The sequence below is a fragment of the Actinomadura harenae genome (assembly GCF_003696215.1).
GTDB lineage: Bacteria > Actinomycetota > Actinomycetes > Streptosporangiales > Streptosporangiaceae > Spirillospora > Spirillospora harenae.
This window is the reverse complement of sequence record NZ_RFFG01000204.1, coordinates 1-6,795: the sequence shown is the minus strand read 5'-3', so window position 1 is coordinate 6,795 and position 6,795 is coordinate 1. Positions and strand designations below refer to the sequence as shown.

Genomic DNA, 6,795 nt, shown 5'->3' with positions numbered 1-6,795 from the left:
CGGCGCGGACGCGCTGCCCGAGCTCGCGGCCGCGCGCGGCCGGGCCATGGCCGAGCACAGCTCCGGGACGGGGGCCATGGCGGGCCTCGCCGCCCCGGCCGGCGACGTCGCGCCGCTGCTCACGGGCGCCCCGGTCGTCATCGCCGGGTACAACGGCCCGAACCAGACCGTCATCGCGGGACCGGCGGACGCCGTGGACGCGGTCGTCCTCGGCGCCGAGCGCGCCGGGATCGGCTGCACCCGCCTGGCCGTCTCGCACGCCTTCCACTCCCCGCTGGTCGCCCCGGCCGCCGACGCGTTCGAGGCGTGGCTGGCCGGACGCGAGTTCGGCCCGCTCGAGGGCCGGGTCGTGTCGACGGTGACCGGTGAGCCGCTGGACCCGGGCACCGACCTGCGCGAACTGCTGTGCCGCCAGATCGCCGACCCGGTCCGGTTCGGGCAGGCGCTGGAGCTGGCGGGCAAGGACGTCGACCTGTTCGTCGAGGTCGGCCCCGGCCGGACGCTGAGCTCCCTCGCCGCGGCGGCCTCCGACGTCCCGGCGGTCGCGCTGGACACCGACGACGAGTCGCTGACCTCGCTGCTGCGGGTCGTCGGGACCGCGTTCGCCCGCGGGGCGCCCGTCGACCACGGCGCGCTGTTCCTCGGACGGCTCGTCCGGCCGCTGGAGATCGGCGCGGAGTTCTCGTTCTTCGCCAGCCCGTGCGAGAAGGCGCCCGAGCTGAGCGTCGGGGCCACGGCGCCTGCCGGCAGGGCCCGGCCCGCCGCCGGGCCGGGCACGGCGGAGCCCGCCGCGTCCGCCGAGGCGTTGGAGGGCGGCGGCCTGGCGATCCTGCGGAGGCTGGCCGCCGAACGCGCCGAGCTGCCCGCCGAGACCCTCCGCGACGACAGCCGCCTGCTGGACGACCTGCACCTCAGCTCCATCACGGTCGGCCAGATCATGAACCAGGCGGCGCTCGCGCTCGGTGTCCGGCCGGGCAGCGCGCCGACCAACTTCGCCACCGCGACCCTCGCGGAACTCGCGGGCGTCCTGGACGAGCTCGCCGGATCGGGCGGCGGCGCGGAGGAGGCCCCGGTCGTCGCGGGCGCGGCGTCCTGGGTGCGGGCCTTCTCCATCGACCTGGACGAGACGCCCCTGCCCGCCGTCCCGGACGAGCCCGCGGACGGTGCGGAAGGGCTGTGGCAGGTGTTCGCGCCGGACGGCCACCCGTTCGCCGCGCCGCTCGCGCGGGCGCTGCGGGAGGCGCGGATCGGCGCGGGCGTACTGGTCTGCCTCCCGCCGGAATGCGCCGAGGCCGACCTCGCGCTCGTCCTCGAAGGCGCGAAGACCGCGCTGGGCGGGTCGCGGTTCGTGCTCGTCCAGCACGACCGCGGCGCGGCGGCGATCGCCAAGACGCTGCGGCTGGAGGACCCGCGGGTCAAGGTCACCGTCGTGACCGTCCCAGCGGACACAGCGGACACAGCGGACGCGGCGGACACGGCGGCCGTGCCGTGGATCGTCGCCGAGACCGCCGCGACCAGCGCTTTCAGTGAGGCCCGGTACGACGCGGACGGGGTGCGGCGGGTGCCGTCGCTGCGTCCGATGCCGGTCCGGAACGCCCGCTCGGTGGAGCCGCTCGGCGCGGACGACGTCGTCCTGGTCACCGGCGGCGGCAAGGGCATCACGGCCGAGTGCGCGCTCGCGATCGCCGAGGACTCCGGGGCGGCGCTGGCCGTCCTCGGCCGCTCCGCCCCCGAGGCGGACGCCGAACTCGCCGGGAACCTCGCGCGGATGGCCGAGCGCGGCGTCCGGGTCCGGTACGTCCGCGCGGACGTCACCGACGCCGACCGCGTGCGCGCGGCCGTCGCCGAGGCGGAACGCGAGCTCGGCCCGGTCACCGGCGTCCTGCACGGTGCCGGGCGCAACGAGCCCGCCGCGCTTCCCGGCGTGGACGAGGCGGCCCTGCGCGGCGCGCTCGCGCCCAAGGTCGGCGGGCTGGAGGCCGTCCTCGCGGCGGTCGACCCGGGCCGGCTGCGGCTGCTCGTCACCTTCGGCAGCATCATCGGACGCGCCGGGCTCGCGGGCGAGGCGCACTACGCGCAGGCCAACCAGTGGCTCGCCGACCTCACCGAGTCCGTCGCCGAACGCCACCCCGAATGCCGCTGCCTCTGCCTGGAGTGGTCGGTCTGGTCGGGCGTCGGGATGGGCGAGCGGCTGTCGGTCGTCGAGTCCCTCACCCGGGACGGCATCACCCCGATCCCGCCGGACCAGGGCGTCGCCGTCATGCGCCGCCTGCTCGCCGACCCCGACGCGCCGCGCGTGGTCGTGGTCAGCGGGCGCACCGGACGCGTCGACACCGTCCGGCGCGCGGCGGCGGAACTGCCGCTGCTGCGGTTCCTCGGCCGTCCGCTCGTCCACTACCCGGGCGTCGAGCTGGTCACCGAGGTGGAGCTGAACGCGGGCACCGACCGGTACCTGGCCGACCACCTGCTGGACGGCAACCTGCTGCTGCCCGCCGTGTTCGGGATGGAGGCGATGGTCCAGGCGGGGACCGCCGCCGCCGGGCGCACCGACCTCCCGGTCATCGAGGCCGCCGAGTTCGACCGTCCGGTGGTCGTGCCGCCGGAGGGCGCCACCGTCGTCCGCGTCGCGGCCGCCGTGACCGGCGAGGACACGGTCGAGGTCGCGCTGCGCAGCGCCGAGACCGGCTTCGCCACCGACCACTTCCGGGCCCGCCTCCGCTTCGCCGCCGGCGGCGCGGACGGCGCTCCGGCGGTGCCGGACGGGCCTCCGGACCAGGCGGCCCGCGGGCTGCCCGAGGTGCGGCTGGACCCGGCCGCCGACCTGTACGGCGGGGTGCTGTTCCAGGGCGGGCGCTTCCACCGGCTGCGCGGCTACCACCGCGCGGCGGCCCGGCACGTGGACGCGGACGTCGCGATCGAGCCGGCCGACTGGTTCGCCGCGTTCCTCCCGGACCGCCTGCTGCTCGGCGACCCCGGGATGCGGGACGCCCTGATGCACGGCAACCAGGTCTGCGTCCCCGACGCGACGCTGCTGCCGACCGGCATCGAACGGCTCTACCCGGCGGGCGACCGGGCGTCCGGGACGGGCGTCCTGCGGTACTGCGCGACCGAGCGGGAGCGCGACGGCGACACCTACGTGTACGACATCGCCGTCCGGGACGCCGAGGGCCGCACCGTCGAACGCTGGGAGGGACTGCGCCTCCAGGCCGTCCGCCGCACCGACGGCCGGGGCCCCTGGGTGCCCCCGCTGCTCGGCTCCTACCTGGAGCGGACCGTCGAGGACGTCCTCGGACTGAAGGCCGCGATCGCCGTGGAACCGGACGAACCAGGTGGTTCGGGCGGGGACGTGGCGGCGCGCCGGGCCCGGACGGCCCTGGCCGCCGGGCGCGCCCTCGGACGCCCGGTCACCGTGCGGTACCGCGCGGACGGACGGCCCGAGACCACCGAGGCCGGCGTCCTGTCCGCCGCGCACGGCGCGGGCCTCACCCTGTGCGTCGCGTCCGACACCACGGTGAGCTGCGACGTCGAGGCCGTCGCGACCCGGACCGGCGAGGACTGGGCCGGGCTGCTCGGCGCCCACCACGGGCTCGCCGGGGTGCTCGCCGCCGACCTCGACGAGGACCCCGGCGTGGCGGCGACCCGGGTGTGGGCCGCGGCCGAGTGCCTGCGCAAGGCGGGCCTGCCCGAGGACGCGCCGCTGACCGCCGCCGGGCGGCCCCGGCCGGGCTGGGCGGTGCTCGCCTCCGGCGGCTCGCGGGTCGCCACCTTCGCCACGACCCTGCGGGACCGTCCCGGACCGGTCGTGTTCGCCGTCCTGACCGGAGGCACCAAGTGACCGACTACTTCGAGTACCGGCACACCGTCGGCTTCGAGGAGACCAACCTCGTCGGCAACGTCTACTACGTCAACTACCTGAGCTGGCAGGGCCGCTGCCGGGAGATGTTCCTCAAGGACCTCGCCCCGGAGGTGCTCGCCGAGCTGTACGCCGACCTCAAGCTGTTCACCCTCAAGGTCGAGTGCGAGTTCTTCGCCGAGCTCACCGCGTTCGACGAGCTGTCGGTGCGGATGCGGCTGGTGGAGCTCGCGCAGACCCAGCTGGAGTTCGGCTTCGACTACGTCCGGCTCGACCCGGGCGGCGGCGAGACCCTCGTCGCCCGGGGACGGCAGCGGGTCGCGTGCATGCGCGGCCCGAACACCCGGACCGTCCCGTCCCGGGTGCCGGAGGCGCTGGTCCGCGCGCTGCGGCCCTTCCGGCCGGCGGCCCTCGCCGACGCGGGAGGGACGCCGTGACCCCCGCCTCGCCCGACGGGTCCTTCCCGGAGCGGAACCGCCGGGACGCGGAACGGGACGCGGAACCGGACGCGTTCGAGGCGCGGTTCGACGAGCGGTACGACGCCAAGGCGCTGCGCCGGATGTTCGGCGCGTTCGCGACCGGCGTCACCGTCCTGACCTGCGGCGGAGCACGGCCGCACGGGATGACGGCGAACTCCTTCAGCTCGGTGTCGCTCGACCCGCCGCTCGTCCTCGTGTGCGTCGACCGCGACGCGGTGATGCACGCGGCGCTGCTCGACACCGAGTTCTTCGGGGTCTCCGTGCTCGCCGCCGACCAGGAGAAGGTGGCGCGGCACTTCGCCGACCGGCGCCGTCCCCTCGGGATGGCCCAGTTCGACGCGATCGACTGGGAGCCCGGCGAGTGCACCGGCGTGCCGCTCGTCGCGGACGCCCTGGCGTCCTTCGAGTGCCGCCGCTGGCGCGGCTACGACGGCGGCGACCACACGATCTTCGTCGGGCGGCTGCTGGCGGCGAGCCGCCGCGACCCCGACGCCCTGGTGTTCCACGACGGGCGGTTCCGCAGGCTCAGTCCCGAGCCCACCCAGGTCCCGCTGTGACCGGCCCCGAGCCCGGCAGGAGGAAGGAACCGCGATGACCGTCGACCAGGAGCGGACCGCCCCGGGGACGGGGCGGGTGCCGCCCGGCCCGCCCCGGCGCGCGATGCCGGGGGTGCTGGCCCGGCTCGTCCGGGACCGGCTCGCGCTGATGACCTCGGCGGTGACCGAGTACGGGGACGCCGTGCGGGTCGCCGCCGGCCCCCGCACGATGTACATCTTCAACCACCCCGACCACGCCAAGCACGTCCTCGCGGACAACGCCGCCAACTACCACAAGGGCCTCGGCCTCCAGCAGGCCCGCCGCGCCCTCGGGGACGGCCTGCTGACCAGCGAGGGCGAGCTGTGGCGCAAGCAGCGCCGGACGATCCAGCCCGCCTTCCAGAGCGCGCGGATCGCCGCGCAGGCGGGCGCCGTCGCCGAGGAGGCGGAGCGCCTGGTGGAGCGGCTGCGGGCCCACCGCCACCGCGGCCCGGTGGACGTGACGGGCGAGCTGACCGGGCTGACCCTCGGCGTGCTCGGCCGCACCCTGCTGGACGCCGACCTCGCCGCGTCCGCGTCGGTCGGGCACGCCTTCGAGGCCGTCCAGGACCAGGCGATGTTCGAGATGGTGTCGCTGAGCTCGGTGCCGACCTGGGTGCCGCTGCCCAAGCAGCTCCGGTTCCGCCGGGCCCGGAGCGAGCTGCGCCGCGTCGTGGACCGGCTCGTCGCCGAGCGCGCCCCCGGCTGGTCGCCGGAGGCCGACGACGTGCTGTCGCGGCTGGTGGCGTCCACGCGGGCGGAGCCGGACCCGGTCGTCGGCGCGCGGCGGCTGCACGACGAGCTGGTCACGCTGCTGCTCGCCGGGCACGAGACCACCGCGAGCACGCTCGGCTGGTCGCTGTACCTGGTGGACCGGCACCCCGAGGTCGCGGAGCGGCTGCGGGACGAGGCCCGCGAGGTGCTCGGCGACCGGGCGCCCGTCCACGACGACCTGCACCGGCTGACGTACACGGCCATGGTCGTCCAGGAGGCGATGCGGCTGTACCCGCCGGTGTGGATCCTCACCCGGCAGGCGCTCCAGGACGACGTGGTCGGCGGATACCACGTCCCGGCCGGTTCGGACGTGCTCGTCAGCCCCTACACACTGCACCGCAACGCCGACTACTGGGACGACCCCGACCGGTTCGACCCGGACCGGTTCGACCCGGCGCTGCCCAACGACCGTCCCCGGTACGCCTACATTCCGTTCGGCGCCGGGCCGCGGTTCTGCGTCGGCAACAACCTGGGGATGATGGAGGCCGTGTTCGTCCTCGCCCTGATCTCCCGCGATCTGCGCCTGAGGGCGGTGCCGGAGCGTCCGGTCCTGCCGGAGCCGATGCTGTCGCTGCGCGTCCGCGGGGGACTCCACATGACCGTCCACAACGCCTGATCCCACCCGAGGGCCGCAGGGCCCCGGACCGTTCACCGATCCGAGGGAGCAGGCCCTGCGCGGCCTGAGGCGACGTCGACCGGCGTCGACCGGTCCTTGCCGGTGAGCGCGTGCTGTTCGGTGCGTGCTGTTCAGCGCGTGCTGTTCAGTGCGGGCCGTTCGGTGCGGGCCGTTCGGCCGGTGTCGTTCAGTCGGCGTCGAGCGCGGAGGCGAACCGTTCCCACGCCATCGCGCTCTGGCGCGCCAGCCCCGCCACGGCCTCGCGGGCGTGGCTCGGCACGGCCGAGGCCAGGCCGGTCCAGTCGTCGGCGGCCAGCGCCTGGGCGTTGAGGACGCGCAGCAGCTCGCGGCCGGGGTCGGTGTGCCGCAGCGCCGGGTCCTTCATCAGGCGGAACAGGACGTCCCGCACCTGGACGGGCCCGACCGGGCGCTGCGCGGCGTCCGGGCGTTGCGGGGCGTCGGGCGGCGCGGGCCGGGCGTGGACGGCGGGCCTGGCGG

At 76.3% G+C, this 6,795-nt stretch carries 4 protein-coding genes and 1 pseudogene; 4 read left to right on the top strand and 1 reads right to left on the bottom strand.

Translation table 11 applies throughout. The features are described 5' to 3' along the window. The 4 genes from EBO15_RS42300 to EBO15_RS42285 all read left to right on the top strand — a co-directional run. On the top strand, nt 1-3,835 hold a 3,835-nt coding region (locus EBO15_RS42300), incomplete at its 5' end, for an SDR family NAD(P)-dependent oxidoreductase (RefSeq protein ID WP_122200068.1). Next, a complete protein-coding gene (locus EBO15_RS42295) occupies nt 3,832-4,290 on the top strand; it encodes an acyl-CoA thioesterase (protein WP_122200067.1) in 459 nt (152 codons plus the stop codon). The genes EBO15_RS42300 and EBO15_RS42295, both read left to right, overlap by 4 nt. Beyond that, a complete protein-coding gene (locus EBO15_RS42290) occupies nt 4,287-4,889 on the top strand; it encodes a flavin reductase family protein (RefSeq protein ID WP_233616851.1) in 603 nt (200 codons plus the stop codon). Before EBO15_RS42295 ends, EBO15_RS42290 begins: the two co-directional genes overlap by 4 nt. A gap of 34 nt (nt 4,890-4,923) precedes the next feature. Next, nucleotides 4,924-6,297: a cytochrome P450 gene (locus EBO15_RS42285; protein WP_122200066.1), complete on the top strand. Its 1,374-nt coding sequence runs from the start codon at nt 4,924-4,926 to the stop codon at nt 6,295-6,297. A gap of 187 nt (nt 6,298-6,484) precedes the next feature. Here the strand turns inward: EBO15_RS42285 and EBO15_RS44890 are convergent. Continuing rightward, nucleotides 6,485-6,795 (bottom strand): annotated as a pseudogene (locus tag EBO15_RS44890) (hypothetical protein); the annotation flags it as partial.

Excerpts from the sequence above, each read along its gene's own strand:
- EBO15_RS42285 (WP_122200066.1), top strand. The coding sequence starts at position 4,924 with ATGACCGTCGACCAGGAGCGGACCGCCCCGGGGACGGGGCGGGTGCCG.